The following is a 26,571-nucleotide window of genomic DNA, read 5'->3' as shown; positions in this document are numbered from 1 at the left end:
TTTACTCCTAAATTCTTAATAAAAATAACTCTAATCCTTTTTTCTTATCTATTTTCCCAGTTTTGATTGAAACATCCAATTTCGATAGTTCATTCAAATAAGATAATAACTCTTGTAAATCATATTTTGTACCTTCTTTTCGAACATATTTCAATCGGTAAGGATTAACTGATAATATCTTTGCTATTTCACGATCATTATATCCTTTTCTATCTAATAATTTGACTTGATAAATAAGACGCATTGAATTTGCTATCAATACAATCAGCATAATTGGTTCTTCTTCAAGAACCATTAAATCATGATACACTTCAAATATTTTCTTTCGATTCTTATCTAAAATCGCACTGGTTAAATCAAATACATTTTCATCTAACGGTTTACTTACCAACATATCGACTGCATGATAATCAATATGTGATGTATATAAACATAGTTTTTCAACCTCATTAGAAACATTCAAAAGATTTAATCCCGTACGCGCAATTAATAATTCTAATGCATCATCATCAATAGTAGCATTCCTTTTTTTGATTGCTTGGCGAGTCGTATCAGATACCTTATAATAATTTAATGTATTGACTTCAAAAAACTTTGCTTTTTTTCTTAATTCCTTGACGACTTTCTTTCTTTCATCAAAATTCTTTTTATCATGAAAAATAACAAGATGAACATGGTCATCAATTTGGTCCATACATTTTTTAAATATCTCAACATCTTGATTATCTTTCTTCAATTTCTTTGTTGTAAGAAAATCAGCTTTTTTAATGACTACCATTTTTGTTTCATTTAAAAATGGAGGTGTCATCACATCTTCATAAACAGCTTCCATACCATCCCGGTCAACTTCATAAACAGTATAATTCATCATTTCTTCATGACATTGATATTCTTTTTTTAACTTTTCAAGACGTTGATCCATCAACAATCTTTCCTCACCATATATTACAAAAATCATTTTATCACCATATCACATTATAAACTAAATACATAACAAAGTCATGAATAAATATAATGATTGAAACCATAACTGATAATTTTAACCATTCCCATTTCATCACTTCGATAAACATGTATTCCATAATGTTTTAATCGCTGTATCACCTCATAGTGAGGGTGGTGATATAAATTATGTTTTCCTACACTAATCAAAGCAATTTTAGGTTGAATCGTTCTTAAAAAAGCAGCAGAGGTTGCACTATGACTACCATGATGGGAAACTTTTAAAACATCCACTTTTAAATGAGGATAACGTTCTATAAGATCTTGTTCTACATGAGATGAAATATCACCAGTGAATAAATATTTTAAATCTTGAATTTTTGCATAAATGATTTGAGACCGATCATTAGCATCACTATATTGTTGATTCAATAAAAGGCGTTTAAATAACACTTTTCCTATTTTTATCTCTTTAAAATCGTTAATAACTTTCTTTACCGTAAAGTGCTCTAACAAACTCTCTAATGCTCCTGCATGATCATAGTCATCATGAGATATAAATACAGCATCTAAATATTTTGCACCTTGACTTTCAAGATAAGGAATAATGGTATCAGTTGCTAGATCACGATTTTTAAGTCCACCTGTGTCAATTAAAACATTACCTAAATTAAATGGCTGTTGAATAAAAAAACAATCTCCTTGACCTACATCAATCATCACAACTTGACCTTCCATACGATAATAAGGATAAAAATAAAAAGCAACAAGACAAGCCAAAATCATCATCAATTCTTTTCTTATTGTTCTTTGACTATTTAATCGTATTATTCCCTTAAAATAATAAAGGTAATAAACCATTACAAACATCAATGTAGGATGACTAAAATGAAGGCTATAAGATATACCATAACAAAACTCAATCAAATAATTTAATAAACAAATACTCAAAGACAACAGAGGTACCATGATTTGGCCCAATAACATATAGCTTAAAATAAACTGATATAAAAGTTCTATATAGGGAACACAAACAACGGATAAAACAAATGATAATAATGGAATGCGATGATTAACACACATTAAAATCGGTAAACTCCCTAGCATCATATAATATTCACTCCAACGATGTCGATTAAGTAACAGCACAATAAAATACATAAAATATGAAAAAATAAACGACAAATTATAGAGAAGATAAGGATTATAAAATAACATACTTATAGTAAGTATCGATAAAATATCAAGTTGGTTCAAATATTTTTTAAATAATACCTGTCCTAACATCATCAAATACGCTCTTAAAAAAGATATATTATAAGGAATCCAATAAACATAAATCCCCATAATAATTAAAACCAAATACTCTAAAAAAGATTGAGGAAAAAACATTTGTCCTAGTTTCGTTAACCATTTATTCAATAATGTTAAATGCATTCCTGACAAGGCAAACATGTGAACAATCGATAATTGAGTCATTTTTTGATAAACTTCCTTCATCGTTTCATCTTTAATTCCTAATACAAATAATGAAACAAAACTTTTAGTCTGCTTATTTTGATTGACTCGCTTTTCCAATAAATGATAAGGATGTTCAACTTGATGATGATTTAAAACCTGAATACACTTTGCCTGATTAAAAATATTCATACTATACAAATAATGTTGATAATTAAAGGCATAATCATTAGTTGGCGCTTCTAAAGGCATATTGTATATTTTCAATCTCACTTGATCATAAATTCTAAAATCATCAAATTCACCATAGACCTTTACTTTATGATAACCCATTTTTACCACAATACTTTTATCATCTTGATTGACTATTGTTCCTGAAATAACTGTTTGATTGAGTGGCTTAGGTAATGATATGAAAAAAAATAGTCCAATCATGAAGATACCTATCAAAATCATCATAGAAGCTTTAAAATAACGTTTAAAAAACAAAAAATAAGGGATTAAAAAAAAGACAAAACACCAGTGATACATTTTCATAAAAAAGAGAATCAAAAAAGGCAATAGCCAGTAAAATAATTTTCCTTTCATAAGCAAAAATATTCTCTTATTCTTTCATATGTTTTTTGTCCAATTCCACTTATTTTCATTATATCTTCAATTGTTTCAAATCTTTTTTGATTTCTATAATCAATAATTTTTTGTGCTGTTTTTTCACCAATTCCTTTTATTTGTATCAATTCTTGTAAAGAAGCTTCATTTAGAGAAATAAGGTAATCGCCTTGAGGCAAATATAAAATTTGTTGATCATCTAAAACATAATTTAAAGAAAAATGATAATCATTATTAAGGTGCAATTGGTCAAAAATTTCACCAATCGTTGGACTATGGTCAAAGTGCAGTAATTGATTCACTTGTCCTACTACTTGTACTGTAATAGATTGACTTGTGTTGATCTTTTCTATTGTTTCCTGGGGTTGAATATAATGATAAGCAACAGATACAACAAACAAAAATAGGAGTAAACTAATTTCTATTTTTTTCATAAAAAAAACAAGAGTTAAAACTCCTGTTCAATATTAAAATGTCGATATGCTGCTTCCGTGACAATTCTTCCCCTTGGTGTCCTTTTTATCAATCCTATTTGTAATAAATAAGGTTCATTAACATCTTCTAATGTTTGTGGTTCTTCACCAATAGAAGCTGCAATTGCTTCTAAGCCAACAGGACCACCTTTAAAACGATGAATAATCCCTAATAAATACTTATGATCAACATCATCTAACCCTAAATTATCAACTCTTAATCTTTCTAAAGCTTCAATTGTACGTTCTTTAGTAATGGTTTCATCACCATAAAACTGAGCAAAATCTCGGACTCTTCTAAACAATCTATTAGCAATACGTGGTGTACCACGACTTCTTCTGGCAAGTTCTCCTTTAGCATCATCATCCATAACCATTCCATAAACCTGACTCGTACGATCAATAATTCTTTTTAAATCATCTTCGCTATAATATTGAAGTTGCGAAATAATACCAAAACGATCACGAAGTGGTGCCGATAAATCACCGGCACGTGTTGTTGCCCCTACCAAAGTAAAAGGTGGCAAATCTATACGTACAGAACGTGTCGACGCTTCTTTACCAATAACAACATCAACACAAAAATCTTCCATAGCTGGATATAATATTTCTTCAACTACTTTGTTTAAACGATGAATTTCATCAATAAATAAAAAATCTCCAGGTTCTAGTGACGTTAAAATAGCTACCAAATCTCCTGTTTTTTCAATGCTTGGTCCAGTTGTTATTTTGATATGAGAACCCATTTCATTAGCAATAATCATTGACATTGTTGTTTTACCTAATCCTGGTGGACCATACAGTAAAACGTGATCTAATGACTCATTACGCATTTTAGCTGCACCAACAAAAACCTTTAAATTATCTTTCAAATTATCTTGACCAATATATTCATCAAAGTTATCTGGTCGTAAAGAACTCTCTTCATCTTCTTCAATATTGGGATCTAATACATCATTTCTTGACATAACTTACTCCTTTATTTTACTAATAAACTTAATGCTTTTTTTACATAACCATTGGTATCCAACTTCTCATTCATTAATTTAGCAAGTGCGCGATCAACTTCACCTTTTTTATACCCTAAAGCAATTAAAACTTCTCCCGCTTCTTCTAATTCCTGATTAGAAACTTGTTTACTTCCTACTATTTTACCTTGTAAATCTAAAATAATTTGTTGTGCAGCTTTAGGACCAATACCTGGTATTTTCTTTAGGTACGCAACATTAGCTGTCTCAATTGCAGTCACAATACTACTTACATCACCACTCGCTAACATTGTATTGGCTGTCTTACAGCCAATCCCTTTAACCATAATTAATTTTAAAAATAATTCTTTTTGTTCAACTGTTTGAAAACCAAACAAAAAAATACCATCTTCTTTAACTTGTTGATACAAATAAACTATGGCTTCTTTGCCTTTTGTATAAGCATAGGGATTGCTTACATAAATCAAATAGCCAATACCATTATTTTCCACAACAATATGATCACTTTGTAAATCAACAACGATTCCTTTTATATAACTATACATACTTGACTCCTATACATATTATAAACTATTTTTAACACAAAAAATCCCCTATATGTGTTTAATTTGTCTCAACAATTATAACATAATTTTATTAAGCGATAAATAAAAAACCTTGATACAAAATCAAGGTTAATCATAGAATTCAAATTCGAAGTCAAGAATAGAAACAATATCTCCATCTTGAGCACCAGCTTGTCTTAAAGCTTCATCAATTCCCATATTTCTCATTTTAATTGATAAACGTTTAATCGCATCATCACTAACTAAGGACGTCATAGAAACTAAGCGTTCAATCTTCTTACCAGTGATATTCCATTGACCATTTCCTAAATTATGAACAACAAATGGTGCTTCCTCTTCTTTCATTGTATAAACAACAGTATTTTCTTGAATTTCTTCTTGATCAAATTTAGGTGCATTCTCTAGTGCATCAGCAACAGCATATAAAACTTGATCCACACCTTCATGAATAATAGCAGAGATTGGATAAACTTTAACATCATCCCCTACTTTTTCTTTAAAGCGTTTTAAGTTTTCCTCAGCACCTTCTTCATCAATCTTATTAGCAACAACAATTTGTGGTCTTTCTAATAAGCGATACTGGTATTGTCCAAGCTCTTCGTTGATTGTACAGTAATCTTCATATGGATCTCTTCCGTCTACTGCCCCCATATCAATAACATGAACAATTACACGACATCTTTCAATATGACGTAAAAATTGATGACCTAATCCTTTCCCTTGACTAGCGCCTTCAATCAAACCTGGTAAATCTGCCATAACAAAGCTACGACCATCTTTAACTTGAACAACTCCTAAGTTAGGTACAATTGTTGTAAAATGATAATCAGCAATTTCTGGACGAGCACGTGAAACAACTGATAAAAGTGTTGATTTTCCAACTGATGGAAAGCCGACTAACCCTACATCAGCAAGTAATTTTAATTCGCAAACAACATCAAATTTTTCACCGGGTTCTCCTCGTTCACAAATTTGTGGCGCTGGATTTCTAGAAGTAGCAAATCGCGCATTACCACGACCACCACGTCCACCTTTTGCAAGTACAACGTGCTGTTTATCCTCAGTTAAATCCGCCATAATTTTTCCTGTTTCAGCCTCAGTAATCTGAGTTCCAACGGGAACTTTAATAACACAATCACCAGCGTCTGCCCCATGCATTTTTTTAGGCATACCATTACCACCAGCACGTGCTTTATACACACGTTTATATTTTAAATCTAATAATGTTGATAAAGATGTTGTCGCTTCAAAAATGACGCTACCACCTTTACCTCCATCTCCACCTGCAGGTCCTCCTTTAGGTACATGGGCTTCACGACGGAATGCAACAGTTCCATCTCCACCTTTACCTGCTTCGATATAAATTTTAGCTTTATCTATAAATTGCACATTTCCACCTCTTTTCTAAAAAAAAATCCCTCGAAAGGGATTTAAATTATGCAGCTGGGTAAACTGAAACTTTCTTTCTATCTTTTCCCCATCTTTCAAATTTTACTACACCATCAACTTTAGCAAATAAAGTATCATCTCCACCTTTACCTACATTAGTACCTGGATGGATTTTAGTTCCTCTTTGTCTATAAATAATAGAACCTGCTGTAGCGAATTGACCATCTGCTAATTTAGCTCCTAATCTTTTTGCTTTAGAATCACGACCGTTTTTAGTTGACCCTACACCTTTTTTAGAAGCGAATAATTGTAAATCTAATTTGAACATCATGATGTTATTCCTCCTCATTGATTATCTGAATATATTGACCATAGCTATCCTTAATCGTTTCTAAACTTATAACAAGAGTCTCTAGAATCACTTGTAAAGTTTGATCACTTTTAACAATATCTATACTTATATTACCATTTTTCATCTTAATAAAACACATTTTTTTATCAAGATATCCCTTTTGTGCAATAGTATTGCAAACACCAACAGCGATTGCACTCACACCTGCACACACTAAATCTTTTCCATATTCGTCACTTTGTGCGTGACCAGAAATCTTTATAGAACTGATTTCTTGTTTTTTCTTTATTATCTTAATCTTAATCATGATTAAGCATTGATAGCATCAATAACTAATTTTGTATAAGGTTGTCTATGACCTTGTTTTTTATGATAATGTTTTTTAGCATTATATTTGTAGATTGTTACTTTCTTTTCTTTACCTTGTTTTTCAACAGTTGCTTCAACTGTAGCACCTTCTACATAAGGAGCACCAATTTTCACTGATTCATCTCCTACTAATAAAACTTTATCAAAAGTCACTTTTTCTCCTGCTTCAACTTCTAATTTTTCTACAAAAATAGTATCTCCAGCTTCAACTTTTAATTGTTTTCCACCTGTTTCAATAATTGCGTACATATCGCACCTCCTATAAATTTTTCTAAGACTCGCCAACCAAGGCAGCTTATTGCATTTAATACCTTTTATGTGCGGTTGTAGTCTAGAGGTCTACAACATTTGCATTATATCCAATATTTCAGCCAAAGTCAACGCTTTTTCATTGATTTTATCAAATAAAACTTCATTTCATCGAATGAATATGATTTTGTTTCAAATAGATAAAAATTTTGATAAGGTCGATAATAAGTTACTTTTCTATTAATTTTATATTTTCGTTTTTTCATCTTATCATGTAAAATTGTTTGAATATATACATAGCGATAATTTTTTAAATAGTCTATATTTTGAATTAATAAATAACTCAGTACAACCATCTTTCCTAATTCATGCGTTAAAACAAAACAGATACATAATGTTAAAAGAGAAAATTTAATTTGCATTTTTAGACAGCTTAAATAATCAAGAAAGTAACTCATTAACAACAAAGCTAACTTTGCGCCATCTAAAGGATAAATAGGTAATAAATTAAAAATAAAAATGGCGCGATTAATCGTATAAAAAAATTCATAGCCTGTAAAATAACAAATAAGCATCATCAATAAACTGACAAATAAACCACCACAAACAACCATTATATCCTCATATACAAAATGATATCCATAATCATCTAACGACAAAAAAGCACCAAATGGTAATACTTTGACTTGATTAATTTGATAATGGAAACAACAAGCCATAAATAAATGACCCATTTCATGCAACAAAACAAAAATAAGTGTCGCTATATATTCATGGGTACAACATGTAAAATAAGATAAACCTAAATAAATAAAAGTTAAGGGATGGATAATCCCTTTATTCCATCCCTTGATAAGTTTCATAATCAAGCTTTTTCCCTGATAAACTAAAATCAAGTGTTAATTCATTTTGATAGCTTCCAATACTCATCCCTTTTTTTATTTTTTGATTTTCTTTAACAACAACGTTTTTTATTCTTCCATATTTAATTTGAACATGTTGATCACTCATCACTGTAATAATATAATGATGATTCTTTTTTGTAATATTTGTAATTTGACCATTACTTAACGATAAAACTTCATTACTATTATTATAATAATAATTATCTTTGATTTGTTGATAAGTTACTTCATGACTGACTTTATGATCTTGAGGTAAGTAATCTAGTATCACTTGTGACATTTTTGTAATTGTTTGGTTTAACATTTTATTATTTAAAATCGTTCCCTCTAAATCATGATTTTTCACAATAATCAACGAAGATAAAATAACAACAATCATAACCATAAACCGTATCATTCCATTATATAACTTCTTAAAATGATAATCCGTGAGTGGTTGATTCCCTTTCCGTCTATTCATTCTTTTTCTCACTTCATCAAGTTCTGACATAACATCACCTAATATATCATATGAAAAAAATGGACAAATATTATTCAATCCCTAAAATAATACGACTAAACCATCCTCTTTTTTTACACTGAACATAGTCTACCTTATGACCCAAGACTCTTAATGCAATATGATGAAAACATTTATGTAATAAATGATCTTTTTTTAAATAAACAGGCATTCCTTTATTATTGGCTTCAATCATATCATGATGGTCATATACAATTCCTAAAACAGGTAAAGATAAAATATCAATGGCATCACTCACCATTAATGATTTACCACTTTCAATATCATCTTGATTCATTTTATTAATAACCATTGATATTTGATGAATTCCTTTTTTCATCAACAATCCAACAACCCTGTCGCTATCACGCAACGAGGCTAAGTCTAAGTTAACAACGACAATTGCCTCATGAGCGATACTCGTTGCATAATTAAATCCTTGTTCTACACCTGCAGGACTATCAATAATAATAAAGTCGTATTCTTTTTCCAAATGATGAATTAATGATTCCATAATCTTTGTATCTAATTGATCAAATGATAATGATTTACATGCTGGAAGCAAATGGAGCGTGTGCATTCTTTTATCCTTCACTAAAACCTGTCTAATATCACAACGTCCCTCCACTACATCATTTAAATCATAAACAACTCTATTTTCTAATCCCATCATGACATCTAAATTTTTTAAACCAAAATCACCATCAATCAAACAAACCTTAAGTTGATGATCAGCAAGTGCCATAGCAAGATTAACAGAAACACTGCTTTTCCCTACGCCTCCTTTTCCAGAAGTGACAACAATTATTCTTGACATATCAATTCATCCCCCTTGTTCAAGTATATTTGCTTATCCTTATAATAAAACAGCGTCATTTCTAAACTTGTAAAATCTTGTCGTACATTCCCAAAATATCTTATATTTGCATTTTTATAACAGCTACTTGATACAATTGCATTTTCATTTATCCCTTCAACCGTTCCCATAATTCCTTTTAAAACATAAAGTCTAGATTTAAAATAAACGATTGCCCCTGGATTAATTTGTCCTGTAATTAAAGTATCTTCATACACTGTAATGATTTCACCAGCGTGAATTGTTCGATCAATCAACTTCATATGTTGAACTGGTTTTGCTTTTTCTATAGCTATACCATCAAAAATAACAGCCTGACTTTCTAAAATGATATGTAAAAAAGTTTTCATTTGACTTTCATTCAAAATTCGACTTTTAAAATCAAAAAAAGCCTTTGGAAAATAATCTTTACTAACAAATAAAGATTCTTTCAAAAGACTTTTTAATTCCTTCATCAAAATATGAAAATCAACTTCGTCATCCATCATAAAAACCAAACGACCATTAAGACCTTTTACCAAAATATACATTATTATCACCCTCTATCTTTAATTTGTCATGGATGTAATAAACTAAATTATAACCGACAATATTAAAGATTACCGTTGGTAATAATCGGTTAAGCATATAAGTAACAATAAATAATTTTGTTACTTTTGTCATCCACATTAACCAATATATCACTACTTCTTGGGTGAAAATTGTCAAAACAACAAATAATAAAGCTTCAAAATATGTAAATTTTGATTTCTTTGTATAAAGTCGCCCAACAAAGGCAAAAACAACAAATAATAACATATACATTAATAATGAGTTACCATAAATCAAACTATAAAATCCACCACATATCAAAGCAAAAGGATAGCGCATATCTTCATCTATTGTATTATTTAACAAAGTGAACATAATTAATCCTAAATAAGGAATAATAGTAATTCCTTTATTTAAAAACGATTGTGGTAAATAGTATTTCAAAAGGTCATCACAAATAAAACAAACCAAGATAATTAATAAATATCTCACCAGGCGTTTATTCATGACTATTTACCTTCTTTACCACTGCCACATATGATAAATCATTAAAATTAGCCGCTGGTTTTACATACAATTTTGTCGTTGTTCCATCAGATTTAACACTTAGTTTTTTACTTGTACCAATATAAATACCCTTAGGACTCATGCCATCGCCACCTAACCCTGAGGTGTAAACTTTAGCATTCTTTTCCAATTTTTCCACATCGCTTAATAAAGTAATCGATAAATAACCACGATTAACATCATAGCCATCCATTAAACCATATAATGTATCATTGCCATTTAAAATCATAACTGGAACTTGTTTTGTTGGATTTTGAGTTGTAAGCAAGGAAACTGTAGCCGAAATTTCAGTTACAGAACTAATTGTACCAATCATTCCTTGAGAATCACAAACAACCATTCCTTCTTCCACATTACCCATACTACCCACATCAAGCAATATTTCATTATTCCAATTACTCGCATCACGAGTCACAACGCCTGCTGTTTTCGTCTTATACTCACTTGGTAAATAATTGATTTTTGTTAAATCTTTTAATTTTTTTATTTCGCTAGAAAGCACATCGGTGTTTGCTTCCACACTTGCATAAGAATTTAATTTTTCTTTTAAAATTTTGTTTTCTTGGTAAACATCTTTTAAAGCATTATATTCTGAAAATAAATCACCAACAAAGGATATTGGTTTCTTTATTAAATAATATTCAACAACAGCAATCGAATTACTAAACATTTTTTCTATCTTAGTTTGATTACGACTAATAAACAAAGAAAAAAATGAAAACACAAAGACTGCGACAATACATGATATAAGAATTCTTTTATTTCTTTTTTTTCTACGATTATTCAAAATATCACCCCTAGTCTTAATCATTATAAAGCCTAGAAGTAAAAAAATCAATCTAGTTTAAATGGTATATTCTATCACTTGCAAAACTGTAAAAACAATGATCACCAATAATTAAATGATCCACCATTTCTATTTCTAGTTTTTTAGCCATATTCATCAAATGTTTGGTCATTTGTTGATCTTGAATAGATGGCTCCGGATGACCACTTGGATGATTATGAATAAGCATGATTTGACTTGCTCCACAAAGTAAAGCTTCTTTAAAAACTTCTTTGCCCGTAAGCAAAGATGCTTGATCACTTCCTATAAACAGTAATTTTTCTTTAATCAATTCCAAACGATGATTCATACATAATAAAATCACTTTTTCTTGTTTTTCAAATAACAATTGATCTTTAACTACACAATAGCCATCCATCGGTTCTTTAATATATTGTCTTGTTTCTTTAAATGATGAGAGTCTTTTAGCAATCTCAACACTTGCTAGTATTTCTATGGCTTTAGCACTTTTAATTCCATTTATCTTAATGAGCTGATAATAATCAATCGTTTTTAGTTGATTGAAACCACCTATTTCATTTAATAAATGTTGTGATAACTCTAACACTGACATCTGTTTATTCCCTGTTCTTAAAACCAAAGCTAATAATTCTTGATTAGATAATGAATTAATTCCATTTTTAATAGCCTTTTCTCTTGGTCTTTCATTTATAGGATAATTTAACATTTCTTTAACTCCTTATATACATGTTCATATTTTTTATTTTCAATCTCATTTTTCCATCTCTCATTAACCAAATGTTCCTTTACAACACAAGTTATACCTTTTTGGCTAATTTGTTTTGCCTTTTGATTAGCTTCTTTATTACTTAAATAAACACCTTCTATAACAACATACTGCTTGTCCTTGTATGTATAACCTGTATACCCTTTTTCTTTTAATTGTTTTATCATTTGATCACTATTTTGCTTTTTTTGATATCTTCCAAGTTGTAGTACATACACTGACATTTCTACCTTTAATAAACGATCTCCATAAATAAATACGATGCTGTTCATCACCATCATCATTATCGTAAATAATACAATTGCTTTGCGATTCATCTTTTTCACCCCATAAAACATATGCACTTAAGATAAAAATATGAAAGGCATAAAGCCTTTCATCGATATTTTCTTAAAACAGAGGGATATAACTTGAAAACTTGATAAATTACATTCCATGAAATACAACAAATTGGGATGATAAAAAGACTTCCACCTTGTATTTCATAAAGTTCATTTGTTGATAATTCTTTCATTTTAGCGCCACTCAATAGAAATCAATCTTGGAATAGAAACTCTTCCCCCTTTAGAAAAGAGTATCTTATAGACCGCAGCACCCATAACAACACATACAATCCATGTCCCTACTGCTCCACCAGTTAATTCCATTTGTTCATTCACTGTTAGTTCATTCATCATTAAGCTCCTTTCTTTTAAGAACCAGACCAACCACTATCATTCTCACTATTTATATATAAAATTATGAGTTAAATTTCTTCTAAAAATTAAAAATAAATAAAAAAATATTCCTATCAGCAAGGATAGGAATACTTCTTATCTTTAATTCTTTGAAATTTTTTCTTTAACTGCTTCATATTTAGAAGTATAATCAGCTAATTTCTTTCTTTCTAAATCTACCTTTTCTTGAGGCGCTTTAGAAACAAATTTTTCATTATTTAACATATTAGTACAACGTTTTATTTCGCCTTCTAAATGTTTCAATTCACTCATTAATTTTTCTTTTTCAGCTTCTTTATCAACATATGCACCTAATTCTACAACAAGGTTACTTCCTCCTTGAATTGTTGCTGTTGCGACATCATCACTTGTTTCAATATTATAACCCGCACAAGATGCATGACATAATTTTTGAATATAAGGAACACATTGATCTAATAATGATTCTAAATTATTGTCTTTTGTTTCAATTGAGTAAGCTACTTCAATAGCGTTTTTAATTGTATAATGTGCTCTAATTTCACGAATTCCTTTAACAATATCCATTAAATAAGTAAATTGATCATTAATTTGATCATCATCAAATTCAGGATTAGCTTGAGGATATTTTGAAATACAGATAGATTCTTCTAAATGAGGAATAGCCTGATAAATTTCTTCAGTGACAAAAGGCATAAATGGATGTAACATTCTGACAATTGCATTAAGTACATAAACAAGAGTATGAACACTTGCTTGTTTTACAGTTTCATCATCACTATTTAAATGAACTTTTGTAAGTTCAATATACCATGAACAGAAATCATCCCAAATAAATTTATAAAGTTCACTACCTACATTAACAAACTCAAATTTATCCATGTTTGCATCAACTTCACGAATCACTTCATTTAAACGATTTAAAATCCATTTATCGCATAAGTTTAAATGATCAAATTTTAAATCTTTATATTCAAGATTTTCATCAGTATTCATTAAAACAAATCTTGCTGAATTCCAAATCTTATTAATGAAATTCCATGATGCTTCTAATTTTTCTGGAATATAACGTAAATCCATACCAGGTGCTGAATTCGTAGTTAAGAAGAATCTTAATGTATCAGCCCCATATTGATCAATAACATCCATTGGATCAACACCGTTACCTAGTGATTTTGACATTTTACGTCCTTGTTCATCACGAATTAAACCATGGATTAAAACATGTTCAAATGGTCTTTGTCCTGTAAACTCTAATGATTGGAAAATCATACGACTTACCCAGAAGAAGATAATATCATAACCTGTTACTAATGTATTTGTAGGGAAATATCTTTTAAATAATGGATCTTCTGTGTTAGGCCATCCCATTGTACTAAATGGCCATAAAGCACTTGAAAACCAAGTATCTAGTACATCTTCATCTTGATGCCAGTTTTCAGCATCTTGAGGAGGAACTTTTCCTACATAAACTTCACCTGTTTCATTATGATACCAAGCCGGTACTTGATGTCCCCACCATAATTGACGGGAAATACACCAATCTTCAATATTTTCCATCCATTGATTAAAAGTTTTTTCATAACGAGGTGGTACGAAGTTAACTTTAGAATCTTTCTTTTGATTTTCTAAAGCAGCTTTTGCTAGTGGTTCCATCTTAACAAACCATTGTTTTGATAAATAAGGTTCAACAATAGCCCCAGAACGTTCTGAGTGTCCAACTTGGTGAGTAATTTTTTCAATATGATCAACAACACCTTGTTTTTCAAAGTCTGCTACTAACGCTTTACGACATTCAAAACGATCCATTCCTTGGTATTTACCACACATTTCATTCATTGTTCCATCATCATTCATACAAATAGGCATATCTAAATGATGCTTTTTTGCTAACGCAAAGTCATTAGGATCATGTGCAGGTGTACATTTCATGACTGCTGTACCAAATTCACGATCAATATAACTATCAGCCATAATTGGTAAAGCTTCTCCATTAGCTGGGTTAATTGCTTTTTTACCAATAATATCTTGATAACGTTCATCATCAGGATGAACGAAAATAGCTTGATCGGCAAACATTGTTTCTGGTCTTGTTGTTGCAATGACTAACTCACGATCACTATCTTCTAATTTATATTTAAAGTAATACATCGCACCTTCAATTTCTTTATGAATAACTTCAATATTACTTAAAGCCGTACGTTGAACTGGATCCCAGTTAATAATACGTTTCCCTTGATAAATATATCCCTTTTCATAAAGACGTACAAAGACTTCTTTAACAGCTTCACTTAATCCTTCATCCAAAGTAAATCTTTCTTTAGAATAATCTAACGATAAACCTAGTTTTTCCCATTGCGCACGAATAATTGAAGCATATTCTTCTTTCCAAGACCATGCTTTCTCTAAAAATTTTTCACGTCCAATATCATAACGAGAAATACCTTCTTCACGCATTCTTGCTTCTACTTTTGCTTGAGTTGCAATTCCTGCATGGTCCATTCCCGGTAACCATAAAGCATCGTAGCCTTGCATTCTTTTATATCTAATAATCATATCTTGTAAAGTTGTATCCCAAGCATGGCCTAAATGAAGTTTCCCAGTAACATTAGGTGGTGGAATAACAATAGCATATGGTTTTTTAGACATATCTCCTGCTTCAAAATATTTTTTTTCGATCCAATGTGCATATTTTCCTTTTTCTACACTTTGATGATCATATTTACTCGCTAATTCTTTCTTCATCTTTTTCTTCTCCCTCTTGATTCAAATTAATAAAATCATCTTTATGTTCTTTGATGTATTGGTTACATTTTTCCATAACTCCCCCAGAACGAATCATAGCGATAAGTTCATTAGTAAAGTCAGAAAAATTATAAGTTGCATAATCACTATCTTCATCAATTTGATCTTCTTGATCATTTTCAATTAAAATAGCTAAATGTTCTGCTGCTTGTAATAAAGTAGATATTTCATGACAATGAATTGTTTCATAAGCTTCTTTATAGTAAGGACGACATTGGCAATAAGGTTCTGTAATAAAGAATGAGTGAATAGAACCTTTACCTCCTTGAAGTGAATTTTCTACTTGATAAATCGTATAAATCAATTTTTCTCCGTGTGTTAAATTATCAACAAATTGACCTACTAATTCTTCTTGATCATAATATTCATCTTCTTTAGCCATAATTTGAAAAATAACAGCATGAGTTAATTCATCCAATGGGATATCATCAAACATTTCGCTTGTAATATGACTATATTTTTCTTTCTTTTCATCATAAAGTGCTTGTTGAGCAATTTGTTTTTTCTTTAATTCTCTAAATCTTTTTAAGAAAAAATAAGCTAAAACCACACATGCCCCAACAAATAAAAACCAAATTAAACTTTTTGCGAATTCCATAATTTCCTCCTAATAAAAAAGCCGTCCATCTAAGGACGACTTATCGCGATACCACCTTAGTTCATACATACGTATGCCCTCAAAACTTTAACGCAGTTATACGTGTTAAACTACTATCGTTCATCTAACATGCTCAAAGGCTACCTTCATTTCTGCCATCTCCCTATTTCCACCATCAAGGGTCTCTATTAGACTTATAAGAAATTACTCCTCCTCGTCATTGCATGTATCATTTTACCAAATTGCTTACTTATCGTCAATTCTAATCTTTTTATTTATTTCTTTAACAGCATTTAAATAATCTAAGAAGTAAGACATTTGAATAACATTATAAACCTCATCTTGACTTAATACCACTATTGGAACAATAGATAATAAACATTGAAGCAGTCTTATTTCACTGTCACATAACTCAACATGTTTTAAATAATGATCACAAAGGCAATCTTGATAATATAATAATTGAGGATGATTTTGATATAAGTGATACAAATCATAAACACAAAAATCAATTTTTAAATGATCTATTGAGATAAGCTTTCTTTCTTTAAAATAAACATGATCAAAATCAAAATGATTATAAGTCAAAGCAAGTCTTATTTCTTTTTTATTTTCGATTAGTTTACAGTATTGATCGAGATAAAAACAAGCATTTTTTAATGTTTCATCAATCCGATAATAATTCAATACAAGCATCCATCCTGAAGGAGAACGAAACTTTAATGTTTCAAACCGCTTCATTAAGTCTTGATAATAAATCATTCTTTCTTGGATGGTCTGCTTTAAATGTTGATATTGCTCTTTAAAAAAACAATCAGATACTTGATGATAAAAAAAAGAATGTTGATGTAGGTGGGCAAGACATTCAAAATAAAACTTTAATTTCATATCATCAACAATCCCACTATCTTCTTCCAAAGCTTTCATTACATAAAAATAGCGTTCTTTGTAAACTGTTAAATAATGATGTTGATGATTGATGATAACACTTACAAACTGTGGCAAACGTAACGCACACAATGAATGATAATGTTTTTCCAAATTTTGATTATCAACAAATTTTAAATAATACTTTCCCTGGTCCGTTTTTAATTTTAATACGCCATCATTAATTTTGATAAAACCAATAACATGAATAGAATAATAATCATGAATGGTCTTTTGTAATAACATAAGGTACGATGATAACCTGCCCAGGTTCAGGTAACACTCCTTGATTGTAAGTTCTAATCATTTCTTCATCTACTTGATATTTTGTTGCAATTTGACTATAGCTATCATTATCTCTTGCTACATATAAATAATAAATCCCCATATCTTCATGATTTTCTTTTTTTTCATCTCTTTTTTTAGTTTCATAAGTTGTTTGAACGGGTTCATCTTCTTTTTTGATATCTTCTACAGATTCCGCCTCTTGAGGTAACACCTCTTTTGTTTCTTGTTCTTTAATCGATCTTGATAATGCTTCGATTTCATCTAATGTTTCTTGATTTTGATCAACAATGTAACGATCTTCCCCTTGTTTAACACCATGGACACCTACTTCAATTTTGACCAATATATTTCCCTTATCAATGGTATACTGAAAATCTTCTACTTTTAGTTGAAAGTCTTGTTGATCAATGATCTTATCATAAGGAGCCATAATATCTAATTCTACACTTTCAACAAAAGTTTTTTCCTGATCACTTAAATAATCACCTTTAATCATGAGTTGTCCTAAAGCACGTACTCCAGCATTTTCTATTTTATAATTAATAGATTCATCTACTGTTAAACTCTTTAATTCTTTTAATCGATGTGATAAATCAATCCACTTTTCATAAATAATTTTTTGCATATTTACCCTCCTATTTTATTGTATGAATAAAATAGAAAGATATGAAAAAAGGTGATTAAATCACCTCGTCAAAATTAATATCACATAATTTATATATAGCTTGCCAAGCTTCATTAATACCTTTTTTCTTTAAACTTGAAAAACGAATAAATTGATCTTGAGGATCAAAATTTAATGTATCCTTGATTATCTTTTCATTTTTCTTTAAATCATTACGTTTTAACTTATCTTCTTTGGTAGCAACAACAATAACCGGCACATCGTAATGTTTAACAAATTCATACATCATCACATCATCCTTTGTTGGTTTATGACGATAATCTACCAATAAAATAAATCCTTTAAGAGTAGAACGATGCGTAATATATTCATCCATCGTTTTACCAAATTGTTTAGTTACATTGTTATTAACTTTAGCATAGCCATAACCAGGAACGTCTACAAAATAAAGGGCATCATTGACATTAAAGAAATTTAATGTCTTTGTTTTCCCTGGTGTTCCAGATACTTTTGCTAGTGCTTTACGATTTAACATTGTATTAATAAAACTACTCTTACCAACATTTGATCTACCTGCTAAGCACATTTCAGGAAAATCTTCACTTGGCCATTGACTTTTCCAAGCTGCTGATAAAACGTATTCTGCTTTTTTTATTTTTGCCATTTTTCTCACCAACCTTATTATAACAGTAAAAAACGAGAATCCAATATTCTCGTTATTTTACCATTGCATGTTCTAATACTGTATCAATATTATCAGCTAAAACAATTTCTAAATCTTTTTGAACTGATTCAGGAATTTCATCAATATCTTTTTCATTATCTTTTGGAATAATAATTTTCTTAATTCCCGAACGATGAGCTGAAATAGATTTTTCCTTTAAACCACCGATTGGAAGCACTTGACCACGTAAAGTAATTTCACCAGTCATGGCTACATCATCTCTTACTGGTTTATTCGTAAACGCTGAATAGATGGCTGTTGTTAAAGTAACCCCAGCAGATGGACCATCTTTCTTGATTGCTCCTTCAGGTACATGGATATGAATATCTTCCTTATCAAATGGAACATCACATAATCCATATTTTTCCTTATTGGCTTTCATATAGTCAAGAGCAATAGATGCTGATTCTTTCATAACATCACCTAATTGTCCAGTAATAATAAATTTACCACTACCTGCAAAATGATTAACTTCAATTGGTAAAATATCTCCACCAAATTGAGTATAAGCCATACCAGTAACAACACCAACTTGTGGTGATTGTAGTTTCTTAGTATGATCAAAAGGTGCTTTACCTAAAAATTCAACTAATTTATCACGATCTACCGTTACTGATTCTTGTTTATCTCTTAAAATAGCAAGAACAGTTTTACGACAAATTTTAGCTATATATCTTTCTAATTCACGAACACCCGCTTCACGTGTATAATGTTGAATCACTTCCATGATAACATCATCACTGATTGTAAGTTGTTCTAGTTTTAAAGCGTGTTGTTCAAGTTGTTTTTTAAGTAAATGTTCTTTAGCAATGATAAGTTTTTCTTGTTCAGTATAACTTGACACTTCAATAATTTCCATACGATCTCTAAGAGGTGCAGGAATAGAACCTAAATCATTTGCTGTCGCGATAAATAAGACATGTGATAAATCATATGGTTCTTCTAAATAATTATCTGAGAATTGACTATTTTGTTCTGGGTCTAAAACTTCAAGCATTGCACTTGTAGGATCCCCTTTATAATCACTAGACATTTTATCAATTTCATCAAGTAAGAATACAGGATTAATAACCCCAGCTTTTTTCATTCCTTGAATAATACGTCCTGGCATACTACCTAAATAAGTACGACGATGACCACGAACTTCTGATTCATCTTTGACACCACCAAGTGATGCCTTAACAAATTTACGGTCTAAAGCACGCGCAATACTTTTAGCGATACTTGTTTTACCAACCCCTGGAGGACCGGCTAAACAAATAATCGGTGCCTTAAGTGACTGTGTCATTTGTTTTACAGCTAAATGTTCAACAATTCTTTCTTTAACTTTCTTTAATCCATAATGATCAGCTTCTAAAATAGCTTCTATTTCTTTGATATCTTCACGATCTTTTGTTGTTTGATACCAAGGTGTTTTCATTACCCAATCAATATAAGTTCTCACAACATTTGCTTCTGATGAAGCAGCAGGCATTGTTTCAAATCTTCTTAATTCTTCTTCAATTTTATCTTTGATGTATTGAGGATAAGGATTATTTTCTAATTTTTCACGAATACCATCAGCATCATCTTCTTTAGGTACTGTATCACCTAATTCTTCTTTGATTGCTCTTAATTTTTCTCTTAAGTAATATTCACGTTGATTTTCATCAATACTTTCTCTTACTTTACGATTAATTGATTCTTCAATTTGGTTAATGACTTTTTCAGATTCAATCGAATTTAAAACTAATAACAATCTTTCATTAATACGATTTTCTTCTAAAATCTTTTGTTTTTTATCTAAGTCAATTGGTAAATATTGACCAATTGTATCAGCTAATAAACTTGCTGATGTACCATTAGATACAAGAGCTAGACTTTCAGCTGGAATATGAGGCATGTTACGTTTAGCTTGTTCAAAGTAAGACATTGTACTTCTTACTAGAGCGACTTCCTCATTAGCATCTCCTACTACGTCTTCCATAACTTCCACTTGAGACATAATAGTATTATTAGTATTTTCAAAACTTAATAGTTTTACTCTTTTTTCACCAATAACAGTTAATTTAATTGTACCTGCACTATCGCGTCGTACTTTTTTATCAATTTTACATAATGTTCCAATATGGTAAACATCATTAAAACCTGGGTGGTCTTCAACTGGATTGATTTGTGAAACAAAAACAATATTATTATCATATTCACTTCCTGCTAGCTCTAAAGCTTTTAAACTTAAAGGACGTCCAACATCTAAAGTCAAACGATTTCCAGGAAAGACAATCATCCCTCTTGTACATACGACAGGAAGATTTAATATTGTATTTTCATTCATCATAAAAAACCTCCTTTTTTACAAAAAGACGCTTAAGCGTCTTTAATTATTTTTTTAAGTTATCTTTTACTACGTTTAATGCTTTTCTTGTAAGTAAATCATTTTCAATGCTTGTCATATTATTTTCGAAGATTTTTTTAACGTCATCTAATTCTCTTTGATAATATTTAGCAATTTCTTCTAATTCTTTTTCTAATTCTTCATTTGAAACTTCAATTTTTTCAGCTTCAATAATTGCACCAAGAATTGCATTTAATTTAACACGATCTCTAGCTTGATCTTTAACATCTTCTTTAACATCTTCTTTACTTTTTCCAGTAAATTGTTGATATAAATCAAATGTCATTCCTTGTCTTTGTAAGTTTTGTTCAATTTCACGAAGCATTGCTTCACATTCTTGTTCAACTAAAGCATCGCTTTCTTCTACTTTAGATGAATCAATAATTGCTTTGAATAAATCTTCATTGAATTTATTTTCAACATCTTGTTGTTTTTGTTCTTTTAATTGTTTTTTGATATGTTCTTTTAATTGTTCTAATGTTTCAACACCATCAATATTAACGTCTTTAGCTAATTCATCATCAGCTTCAGGTAATGTTTTTTCTTTAATTTCATGAACAACAACTTTGAATGTTGCTTCTTTACCAGATAAATCTTTAGCTTGATAATCTTCTGGGAAAGTAACTTGAATTTCTTTTTCTTTATCAACACCCATACCGATTAATTGATCTTCAAATCCAGGAATGAATGCTCCTGAACCGATTTCTAATGGATAGTTTTCACCTTTTCCACCTTCAAATGGTTTTCCATCTACAAAACCTTCAAAATCAATAACAGCAGTATCACCTTTTGCTACATTACCTTCTTTTACAGATAATTCAGCAAATTGTTGACGATAGTTTTCTACTTGTGCTTCAATATCTTTTTTAGCTACTGTTGCACGTCCTTTTTTAACTTCTAAACCTTTGTATTCTCCTAATTCTACTTCAGGTTTAACTGGACAACTAATTTTTACTTTTAATGTTTCTTCATTTACTTCTTCAATTGATAATTGAGGTTGAGCTACAGGTACAACTTCTGCTTTTGTAAGAATAGCAACATAATTTTTTTGTAAAATTTGATCAGTTGCTTCTTGTAAAATACTTGCTTTAGAAATTCTTGCTTTTACTAAAGCAGCAGGTGCTTTACCTGGTCTGAAACCATCAACTTTAACGCTTTTAGCTAATTTATTTGTTGCAGCTTCTTTTGCTTCATCCCATTCTTTTTTATTAAATGTTACTTTAATTTCTGTAACAGCATTTTCTAATCTTTTAGTACTTGTTCTCATAATATTCTCCTTATTTCGTGTCAACTAGCATTATATACTAACATTTTTTTAAATTCAACTATATTCATAAATTTTAATATTCAATTCCTTGAATTACTTTTAAAATACGATAAACGTCCTCTTTATCGCAATTATAGGCGAATTCAATATCTTCTATTTCAACATCTATATATTGTAATAAAGCTAAATGATAATGGATTGCTCCAGCAATAGGTCGATAATCTTGTTCATCTATATATTGAGGATAAACTTGATATAAATAGAAGTCTAAAAATTGTAAACATAATTGAAAAAGTGATGGATTTTCATCTTCTAATACTTGTGATAACAACTCACTTATTGTATAACTTGCTTCTTGTCCTAAAACATGAGGAGCAAAACTTGGATTGACATCATAACTAACATGATTTTTAACCAGTTCCATATCTTCATCGATTTCTTGATCAATCATGATTTCTACTAATAAACTTTTAGCAAAATCAGGCTTATCATTATTTTTTATAAACTGACGAATGGCAGGAAGCATTCTTCTTACATTCATGGCTTCAAGTTGTTCAATAGCCATATATAATAAATCTTCACTTATATCTTCTTTAATTAAGATGTTTTCTATCTCTTCTTCAGAAAAACTTGTATTTTTAATACCCATTCCTTGATTAGCTTCTTGTTTAGCTAACAACAATTCATCATAAGCTGTATTAAATACCGTTTCATATTGATAAGGAATATAAGGCATAGATAATTCTTCAACAATCATATTAATGGCTTCTTCATATTCTTCTAAATCTTTTAATATAGAAACATAGATAGCTACAACATCATAATAAGTCTCACTAGCTAACGCCTTTGCCTTCATGGCTTCCCTTTGAGCTTGTTTTAATTCTTGCATACCATATAAACAAACAAGACGAAGATAACGTACTTGTTCATCATCTAGATTATTAAGATAAGTGAGTGCTTCTTGATATTGACCAGCTTGTATTAATTCTTCAATCATTTTTCATCCTCTTCTTCTAATGTAAAATCATAATTCATTTCAGGTTGTTTTTCTTCTTGACTTTGTAATTCTTCAATAATTTTTGTATAAGCTTCAGGTTTACCTACCTTAGCAAAATCATCATCTTTTAATGGCATATTATCACCTCTTTTATTTACCTAATATATCATGCGCTATATCTTGATAAAATAGTTTTTTAATTTGTTTGAATGATTTTAAGTTTTGACCTTTAATCCACATTCCTTTTGCGACCACTGCTTCTAAATTCATATCTCTTGCTTCTAAATAATCGCATTGACCCATTAATGACTTACCTACTTCATAAATTGAAACATGGGATCCTTCAGACATAACTTGAGTTGAAAGAATAAGTAATTTTTCTCCTTCAGGGTAACTGTTTTGTTTTGTTACTAAAGCATCAAATAAATGTTTAGGAATTCCTCCTACACCAAAACCTTCAATAACAATAACATCATAATGATCATAAATAAAATCAAAAATATCAGGATGACTGCATGGTGTTAATTTTAATAAAAAAACACGATCAGACATCTTTGTTGTCATCTTTAAAGATTCTTGATAAGGAGCATGTTGTATGTATTCAATAACTTGATTGTTTCGTACAGTAGCAACATAAGGATAATTCACACTTGTAAATGCTTGGTATGAAAGTGAATTCACTTTTTTAGCTCTTGTCCCAGTGATAACTTTACCACCAAAAACAACCTTAATCCCTCTTGTCCCTTCATGCATCATATAATAAAAACTATCTCTTAAATTAATTAAAGCATCTGTTGAATCATATGATATTGGCTTTTGTGCCCCTGTTAAAACAATAGGTTTATTAGCATTTTGAATCATATAGCTTAATGCAGCCGAAGTATAAGCCATAGTATCCGTACCATGAAGAATTAAAAATCCATCGTACTTATCATAATTTTCCTGTATTGTTGAAACAAGTTTTTTATAAATCTCCACATTCATATTTGTACTATCAATTTGACATATACTTAAAATATCTACATGACATAATCCTGCAATATCAGGAATATACGATAAAAGTTCTTCACCTGTCATTTGAGGAATTAAACCAGCTTTATTTTCTACTGAAGCGATTGTTCCCCCTGTTGTCATTACTAAAAATGTTTTCATATCTTTCCATCCTTTATAAGTTCACTTTATTATAGAGTAAATGAATCATAAAAGTAAAGCCTGTACATATGATTTAATAGGTGAAGCTTATGAATCATAAATACATGAAAAACATTGCAACCCTTGCTTTATGTTTACTTTTTGTTTTTGCTTACTATCAAGTTGATTTTCAAAAGACACAATCAAAACAAAAATCAGTTACCTCAAATTATCATACTATTGTTTTTAAAGACCAAAGTGATACTTTAATTCCTGTCACTGTTAATTTAAAATGTGCCAACGAACCCGAAAACAACTATCGAGAAATGATTGAAACCATGAAATCATCAGATTATCAACATTTAGGCTTATACCCTATTCTTTCATCACAACTAGAATTACGCAATCTCATCATCGAAAAAACAGCACTTACATTTGACTTTTCTAATCATTTAAAAGTATCTAACAATCAAGAAGCTTTAGATATCTTTGAAGCCTTAAGTTATACTTTTTGTCATAATACGATTAATAAAATTAACCTTAAAATAGATGGCAAACCTATTTCTTATTTAAAAAACAGTACTATCAATACGAACTGTATCACACAAAATTTAGGTATTAATAATTTTCAATCATCATCAAATCATCTTTATCAAACATCTTCTGTTTTAGTCTACAATCCAAAAACCATTGCCGGTCATACCTATTACGTTCCTACATCTACTCGTATTCAAAACAGTCATAACGATATATCACAAGAAGTCTCTTTATTGCTAGATCAAATTAACTATTCAACCAAAATAAAAACTAATGAACCATGTTCATTTGATCAAGGCATTCTTTCTGTTCATTTAGATGATAGTGTCTTACAAGATAGTGAAACTATTGACCAACATCTCTATTTACAACTCACTAAATCACTTCAAAGTCTTCCAGGTGTTAAACAAGTTGACCTCTATATTCATGATCAACTCATTGAAGAAAATAAAAAAGTCGATCATTTAATTGATAATCGTATTAAATTATAACTTACAAGCAAAAAAATATTTGTTATAATATGGCTGGTGATAAAAATGAAGAAAATCGTTGTTATGTCAGACAGCCATGGATTTCATCAAATGATAGATGAAGTTAAAAAACGAGAAAAAGATGCTGATTTTTACGTTCATTGTGGTGATAGCGAAGCTGAAGATGAACGAATGAAAGGATGGCTATGTGTAAGAGGAAATAATGATTGGTATAGTCATTTCCCTGAACATATCATCTTTCAGGCAGAAAAATTAAGATTTTATGTATGTCATGGTCATCGTTTTGGCTACTTTAATCGTGGTAACGCTATGTTACAAACATTGAAAGAAAATAATTGTGATGTTTTACTATCAGGACACACACATGTTCCTCAATGTGATGAAGTCAATCATTTCTATTTCATTAATCCTGGTTCTACAACGCTACCTAGAGGTGGCAGCGAACGTAGTTATTGTGTTATTATGGTTGATGGAGATCAAATTGATGTCACGTTTAAAACATTAAATTAAAAAAATGCTTGATACTTCTTTAATAATATGCTATTCTATTAAAGCAGTTGATAAGCAAGTGTCTACGTAGCTCAGCTGGATAGAGCACACGCCTTCTAAGCGTGCGGTCAGGGGTTCGAATCCCTTCGTGGACGCCATTTGTAAGTTAAGTCTTGATTATTCAAGACTTTTTTATTTTATAAAGATCATACAAATTTATATAAATAAAAACTGATAACAAATATTGTGAACCCCAAAAGTTGGACTTAAATTTTAAATCGATTATAAGGCTTGA

Annotated in this window: 30 protein-coding genes, 1 tRNA gene and 2 other annotated features; of the genes, 3 read left to right on the top strand and 28 right to left on the bottom strand. The window is 30.1% G+C overall.

Annotated features, from left to right (window positions below):
* Positions 1–7: 7 nt before the first annotated feature.
* The 28 genes from holA to DW911_RS02620 form a co-directional block, all read right to left on the bottom strand.
* Positions 8–958 carry a DNA polymerase III subunit delta gene (holA, locus tag DW911_RS02745; protein WP_118431987.1) on the bottom strand — a complete coding sequence of 317 codons (951 nt, stop codon included), beginning with the start codon at positions 956–958 and terminating at the stop codon, positions 8–10.
* A gap of 41 nt (positions 959–999) precedes the next feature.
* Positions 1,000–2,835: a DNA internalization-related competence protein ComEC/Rec2 gene (locus tag DW911_RS02740; RefSeq protein WP_158568171.1), complete on the bottom strand. Its 1,836-nt coding sequence runs from the start codon at positions 2,833–2,835 to the stop codon at positions 1,000–1,002.
* A gap of 149 nt (positions 2,836–2,984) precedes the next feature.
* Entirely contained in the window at positions 2,985–3,443 is a 459-nt protein-coding gene (locus tag DW911_RS02735; protein ID WP_118431991.1) for a ComEA family DNA-binding protein, read from the bottom strand.
* 14 nt (positions 3,444–3,457) lie between these two features.
* Positions 3,458–4,450, bottom strand: a complete 993-nt coding sequence (gene ruvB, locus DW911_RS02730; RefSeq protein ID WP_118607434.1) for a Holliday junction branch migration DNA helicase RuvB — start codon at positions 4,448–4,450, stop codon at positions 3,458–3,460.
* 11 nt (positions 4,451–4,461) lie between these two features.
* Positions 4,462–5,016, bottom strand: coding sequence for a Holliday junction branch migration protein RuvA (ruvA, locus tag DW911_RS02725; RefSeq protein WP_118431995.1), 555 nt, complete (start codon positions 5,014–5,016; stop codon positions 4,462–4,464).
* Positions 5,017–5,145: 129 nt separating this feature from the next.
* Positions 5,146–6,426 carry a GTPase ObgE gene (gene obgE / locus DW911_RS02720; protein WP_118607433.1) on the bottom strand — a complete coding sequence of 427 codons (1,281 nt, stop codon included), beginning with the start codon at positions 6,424–6,426 and terminating at the stop codon, positions 5,146–5,148.
* A 46-nt stretch (positions 6,427–6,472) separates the two neighbouring features.
* The gene (gene rpmA, locus DW911_RS02715) at positions 6,473–6,757 is read right to left on the bottom strand and encodes a 50S ribosomal protein L27 (protein WP_118431999.1); all 285 of its coding nucleotides are present in this window, start codon (positions 6,755–6,757) and stop codon (positions 6,473–6,475) included.
* A 4-nt stretch (positions 6,758–6,761) separates the two neighbouring features.
* Complete coding sequence (locus tag DW911_RS02710) at positions 6,762–7,085, bottom strand: ribosomal-processing cysteine protease Prp (RefSeq protein WP_118432001.1); 324 nt, start codon at positions 7,083–7,085, stop codon at positions 6,762–6,764.
* Between the two features lie 2 nt (positions 7,086–7,087).
* Positions 7,088–7,396, bottom strand: coding sequence for a 50S ribosomal protein L21 (rplU, locus tag DW911_RS02705; RefSeq protein WP_118432003.1), 309 nt, complete (start codon positions 7,394–7,396; stop codon positions 7,088–7,090).
* Positions 7,397–7,411: 15 nt separating this feature from the next.
* Positions 7,412–7,483, bottom strand: a sequence feature (ribosomal protein L21 leader region).
* Positions 7,484–7,524: 41 nt separating this feature from the next.
* Positions 7,525–8,259, bottom strand: a complete 735-nt coding sequence (locus DW911_RS02700; protein ID WP_118432005.1) for a site-2 protease family protein — start codon at positions 8,257–8,259, stop codon at positions 7,525–7,527.
* On the bottom strand, positions 8,234–8,791 hold the full coding sequence (locus DW911_RS02695; RefSeq protein ID WP_118432007.1) for a peptidoglycan DD-metalloendopeptidase family protein: 558 nt from the start codon (positions 8,789–8,791) through the stop codon (positions 8,234–8,236). Before DW911_RS02695 ends, DW911_RS02700 begins: the two co-directional genes overlap by 26 nt.
* A 40-nt stretch (positions 8,792–8,831) precedes the next feature.
* Entirely contained in the window at positions 8,832–9,617 is a 786-nt protein-coding gene (minD, locus tag DW911_RS02690; protein WP_118432009.1) for a septum site-determining protein MinD, read from the bottom strand.
* The gene (locus DW911_RS02685) at positions 9,605–10,186 is read right to left on the bottom strand and encodes a hypothetical protein (RefSeq protein ID WP_118432011.1); all 582 of its coding nucleotides are present in this window, start codon (positions 10,184–10,186) and stop codon (positions 9,605–9,607) included. Before DW911_RS02685 ends, minD begins: the two co-directional genes overlap by 13 nt.
* The gene (locus tag DW911_RS02680; RefSeq protein ID WP_118432012.1) at positions 10,161–10,694 is read right to left on the bottom strand and encodes a hypothetical protein; all 534 of its coding nucleotides are present in this window, start codon (positions 10,692–10,694) and stop codon (positions 10,161–10,163) included. Before DW911_RS02680 ends, DW911_RS02685 begins: the two co-directional genes overlap by 26 nt.
* The gene (gene mreC / locus DW911_RS02675; RefSeq protein WP_118432014.1) at positions 10,687–11,541 is read right to left on the bottom strand and encodes a rod shape-determining protein MreC; all 855 of its coding nucleotides are present in this window, start codon (positions 11,539–11,541) and stop codon (positions 10,687–10,689) included. The genes DW911_RS02680 and mreC overlap by 8 nt, the downstream gene beginning before the upstream one ends.
* A gap of 52 nt (positions 11,542–11,593) precedes the next feature.
* Positions 11,594–12,268 carry a RadC family protein gene (gene radC / locus DW911_RS02670; RefSeq protein WP_118432016.1) on the bottom strand — a complete coding sequence of 225 codons (675 nt, stop codon included), beginning with the start codon at positions 12,266–12,268 and terminating at the stop codon, positions 11,594–11,596.
* Positions 12,262–12,645, bottom strand: a complete 384-nt coding sequence (locus DW911_RS02665; protein ID WP_158568173.1) for an SPOR domain-containing protein — start codon at positions 12,643–12,645, stop codon at positions 12,262–12,264. The genes radC and DW911_RS02665 overlap by 7 nt, the downstream gene beginning before the upstream one ends.
* Before the next feature lie 198 nt (positions 12,646–12,843).
* On the bottom strand, positions 12,844–13,002 hold the full coding sequence (locus DW911_RS10960) for a hypothetical protein (RefSeq protein ID WP_199589048.1): 159 nt from the start codon (positions 13,000–13,002) through the stop codon (positions 12,844–12,846).
* Positions 13,003–13,146: 144 nt separating this feature from the next.
* Entirely contained in the window at positions 13,147–15,768 is a 2,622-nt protein-coding gene (locus DW911_RS02660) for a valine--tRNA ligase (RefSeq protein WP_118607432.1), read from the bottom strand.
* The gene (locus DW911_RS02655) at positions 15,746–16,426 is read right to left on the bottom strand and encodes a hypothetical protein (RefSeq protein ID WP_118432021.1); all 681 of its coding nucleotides are present in this window, start codon (positions 16,424–16,426) and stop codon (positions 15,746–15,748) included. The genes DW911_RS02660 and DW911_RS02655 overlap by 23 nt, the downstream gene beginning before the upstream one ends.
* Positions 16,427–16,454: 28 nt before the next feature.
* Positions 16,455–16,656 (bottom strand) — a binding site (T-box leader).
* 16 nt (positions 16,657–16,672) lie between these two features.
* A complete protein-coding gene (locus tag DW911_RS02650; protein WP_118432023.1) occupies positions 16,673–17,599 on the bottom strand; it encodes a hypothetical protein in 927 nt (308 codons plus the stop codon).
* Positions 17,574–18,266, bottom strand: coding sequence for a LysM peptidoglycan-binding domain-containing protein (locus DW911_RS02645; protein WP_118432025.1), 693 nt, complete (start codon positions 18,264–18,266; stop codon positions 17,574–17,576). Before DW911_RS02645 ends, DW911_RS02650 begins: the two co-directional genes overlap by 26 nt.
* A gap of 55 nt (positions 18,267–18,321) precedes the next feature.
* Positions 18,322–18,930 carry a ribosome biogenesis GTP-binding protein YihA/YsxC gene (yihA, locus tag DW911_RS02640; protein WP_118432027.1) on the bottom strand — a complete coding sequence of 203 codons (609 nt, stop codon included), beginning with the start codon at positions 18,928–18,930 and terminating at the stop codon, positions 18,322–18,324.
* 52 nt (positions 18,931–18,982) lie between these two features.
* Positions 18,983–21,304: an endopeptidase La gene (gene lon / locus DW911_RS02635; protein ID WP_118432040.1), complete on the bottom strand. Its 2,322-nt coding sequence runs from the start codon at positions 21,302–21,304 to the stop codon at positions 18,983–18,985.
* Between the two features lie 46 nt (positions 21,305–21,350).
* Positions 21,351–22,631: a trigger factor gene (gene tig, locus DW911_RS02630; protein ID WP_118607431.1), complete on the bottom strand. Its 1,281-nt coding sequence runs from the start codon at positions 22,629–22,631 to the stop codon at positions 21,351–21,353.
* 73 nt (positions 22,632–22,704) lie between these two features.
* Positions 22,705–23,628, bottom strand: coding sequence for a hypothetical protein (locus tag DW911_RS02625; protein ID WP_118432031.1), 924 nt, complete (start codon positions 23,626–23,628; stop codon positions 22,705–22,707).
* Entirely contained in the window at positions 23,625–23,765 is a 141-nt protein-coding gene (locus tag DW911_RS10955) for a hypothetical protein (protein ID WP_199589050.1), read from the bottom strand. The genes DW911_RS02625 and DW911_RS10955 overlap by 4 nt, the downstream gene beginning before the upstream one ends.
* Before the next feature lie 13 nt (positions 23,766–23,778).
* Entirely contained in the window at positions 23,779–24,780 is a 1,002-nt protein-coding gene (locus DW911_RS02620; RefSeq protein WP_118432033.1) for an asparaginase, read from the bottom strand.
* 89 nt (positions 24,781–24,869) lie between these two features.
* Here DW911_RS02620 and DW911_RS02615 point away from each other — a divergent pair, with 89 nt between their 5' ends.
* The 3 genes from DW911_RS02615 (at position 24,870) to DW911_RS02605 (ending at position 26,434) form a co-directional block, all read left to right on the top strand.
* Entirely contained in the window at positions 24,870–25,787 is a 918-nt protein-coding gene (locus DW911_RS02615; protein ID WP_118607430.1) for a GerMN domain-containing protein, read from the top strand.
* Positions 25,788–25,832: 45 nt separating this feature from the next.
* The gene (locus tag DW911_RS02610) at positions 25,833–26,297 is read left to right on the top strand and encodes a metallophosphoesterase family protein (protein ID WP_118432036.1); all 465 of its coding nucleotides are present in this window, start codon (positions 25,833–25,835) and stop codon (positions 26,295–26,297) included.
* A 60-nt stretch (positions 26,298–26,357) separates the two neighbouring features.
* Positions 26,358–26,434, top strand: a tRNA-Arg gene (locus tag DW911_RS02605).
* The last annotated feature ends 137 nt before the right edge of the window (positions 26,435–26,571 follow it).

Source organism: Erysipelatoclostridium sp. AM42-17 (genome assembly GCF_003480255.1).
GTDB lineage: Bacteria > Bacillota_I > Bacilli_A > Erysipelotrichales > Coprobacillaceae > Faecalibacillus.
This window is presented reverse-complemented; position numbering and strand designations above follow the sequence as displayed.

Coding starts and splice junctions, on each gene's coding strand:
- lon (WP_118432040.1), bottom strand. CDS start 21,304: ATGAATGAAAATACAATATTAAATCTTCCTGTCGTATGTACAAGAGGG.
- DW911_RS02665 (WP_158568173.1), bottom strand. CDS start 12,645: ATGAATCGCAAAGCAATTGTATTATTTACGATAATGATGATGGTGATG.
- DW911_RS02695 (WP_118432007.1), bottom strand. CDS start 8,791: ATGTCAGAACTTGATGAAGTGAGAAAAAGAATGAATAGACGGAAAGGG.
- DW911_RS10955 (WP_199589050.1), bottom strand. CDS start 23,765: ATGCCATTAAAAGATGATGATTTTGCTAAGGTAGGTAAACCTGAAGCT.
- yihA (WP_118432027.1), bottom strand. CDS start 18,930: ATGGCAAAAATAAAAAAAGCAGAATACGTTTTATCAGCAGCTTGGAAA.
- tig (WP_118607431.1), bottom strand. CDS start 22,631: ATGAGAACAAGTACTAAAAGATTAGAAAATGCTGTTACAGAAATTAAA.
- DW911_RS02735 (WP_118431991.1), bottom strand. CDS start 3,443: ATGAAAAAAATAGAAATTAGTTTACTCCTATTTTTGTTTGTTGTATCT.
- ruvB (WP_118607434.1), bottom strand. CDS start 4,450: ATGTCAAGAAATGATGTATTAGATCCCAATATTGAAGAAGATGAAGAG.
- DW911_RS02625 (WP_118432031.1), bottom strand. CDS start 23,628: ATGATTGAAGAATTAATACAAGCTGGTCAATATCAAGAAGCACTCACT.
- holA (WP_118431987.1), bottom strand. CDS start 958: ATGATTTTTGTAATATATGGTGAGGAAAGATTGTTGATGGATCAACGT.
- radC (WP_118432016.1), bottom strand. CDS start 12,268: ATGTTAAATTATCCTATAAATGAAAGACCAAGAGAAAAGGCTATTAAA.
- ruvA (WP_118431995.1), bottom strand. CDS start 5,016: ATGTATAGTTATATAAAAGGAATCGTTGTTGATTTACAAAGTGATCAT.
- DW911_RS02610 (WP_118432036.1), top strand. CDS start 25,833: ATGAAGAAAATCGTTGTTATGTCAGACAGCCATGGATTTCATCAAATG.
- rplU (WP_118432003.1), bottom strand. CDS start 7,396: ATGTACGCAATTATTGAAACAGGTGGAAAACAATTAAAAGTTGAAGCT.
- rpmA (WP_118431999.1), bottom strand. CDS start 6,757: ATGATGTTCAAATTAGATTTACAATTATTCGCTTCTAAAAAAGGTGTA.
- minD (WP_118432009.1), bottom strand. CDS start 9,617: ATGTCAAGAATAATTGTTGTCACTTCTGGAAAAGGAGGCGTAGGGAAA.
- DW911_RS02740 (WP_158568171.1), bottom strand. CDS start 2,835: ATGATTGGACTATTTTTTTTCATATCATTACCTAAGCCACTCAATCAA.
- DW911_RS02680 (WP_118432012.1), bottom strand. CDS start 10,694: ATGAATAAACGCCTGGTGAGATATTTATTAATTATCTTGGTTTGTTTT.
- DW911_RS02685 (WP_118432011.1), bottom strand. CDS start 10,186: ATGTATATTTTGGTAAAAGGTCTTAATGGTCGTTTGGTTTTTATGATG.
- DW911_RS02645 (WP_118432025.1), bottom strand. CDS start 18,266: ATGCAAAAAATTATTTATGAAAAGTGGATTGATTTATCACATCGATTA.
- DW911_RS02710 (WP_118432001.1), bottom strand. CDS start 7,085: ATGATTAAGATTAAGATAATAAAGAAAAAACAAGAAATCAGTTCTATA.
- DW911_RS02620 (WP_118432033.1), bottom strand. CDS start 24,780: ATGAAAACATTTTTAGTAATGACAACAGGGGGAACAATCGCTTCAGTA.
- DW911_RS02660 (WP_118607432.1), bottom strand. CDS start 15,768: ATGAAGAAAGAATTAGCGAGTAAATATGATCATCAAAGTGTAGAAAAA.
- DW911_RS10960 (WP_199589048.1), bottom strand. CDS start 13,002: ATGAATGAACTAACAGTGAATGAACAAATGGAATTAACTGGTGGAGCA.
- DW911_RS02655 (WP_118432021.1), bottom strand. CDS start 16,426: ATGGAATTCGCAAAAAGTTTAATTTGGTTTTTATTTGTTGGGGCATGT.
- DW911_RS02650 (WP_118432023.1), bottom strand. CDS start 17,599: ATGTTATTACAAAAGACCATTCATGATTATTATTCTATTCATGTTATT.
- DW911_RS02700 (WP_118432005.1), bottom strand. CDS start 8,259: ATGAAACTTATCAAGGGATGGAATAAAGGGATTATCCATCCCTTAACT.
- DW911_RS02615 (WP_118607430.1), top strand. CDS start 24,870: ATGAATCATAAATACATGAAAAACATTGCAACCCTTGCTTTATGTTTA.